The sequence below is a fragment of the Pseudobutyrivibrio xylanivorans genome (assembly GCF_010906925.1).
In the GTDB taxonomy this organism is placed as follows: Bacteria; Bacillota; Clostridia; order Lachnospirales; family Lachnospiraceae; genus Pseudobutyrivibrio.
Genome location: NZ_VTVE01000011.1, coordinates 1 through 525, shown reverse-complemented (window position 1 = coordinate 525; position 525 = coordinate 1). Strand labels below are relative to the sequence as shown.

The window sequence follows — 525 nt, the reverse complement described above, 5'->3', positions numbered from 1 at the left end:
TTTATATTTCCGGTGGCGATGCGGTTAGGGGTCACACCCGTTTACATCCCGAACACGATGGTTAAGACCTAATCGGCCGATGATACTATGCTGGAGACGGCATGGGAAAGCAGGTGGCTGCCGGGTTATGGGCTTATAGCTCAGCTGGTTAGAGCGCACGCCTGATAAGCGTGAGGTCGGTGGTTCGAGTCCACTTAAGCCCACTGATATCGAATGATATCTAATTGAATATAGCATCGATTTAGATGCACCCTATGGGGGCGTAGCTCAGTTGGGAGAGCACCTGCCTTGCAAGCAGGGGGTCAAGAGTTCGAATCTCTCCGTCTCCACTGGTTATCAGTTTTGATAACCTGCTAGCAACTTGAAAACTTCATACAGTAGAGAATTGATAATTTAAATTTCTTAAATATCAAGACATCCGAGAATTAACAAACCAAACAAGTTCTTATTGAACAAATTTAAAATGTAACGCTATACATTCGAGATTAAACAATCAAGAGCGCAGGGTGGATGCCTTGGCACTAA

The 525-nt window shown here is 44.8% G+C and carries 2 tRNA genes and 1 rRNA gene; all 3 read left to right on the top strand.

Annotated features, from left to right (window positions below):
- Positions 1-8 precede the first annotated feature (8 nt).
- Positions 9-126, top strand: a 5S ribosomal RNA gene (gene rrf / locus F0Q01_RS13650).
- A 3-nt stretch (positions 127-129) separates the two neighbouring features.
- Positions 130-203: transfer RNA gene (locus tag F0Q01_RS13645), tRNA-Ile, on the top strand.
- A 53-nt stretch (positions 204-256) separates the two neighbouring features.
- A tRNA-Ala gene (locus F0Q01_RS13640) sits at positions 257-329 on the top strand.
- The last annotated feature ends 196 nt before the right edge of the window (positions 330-525 follow it).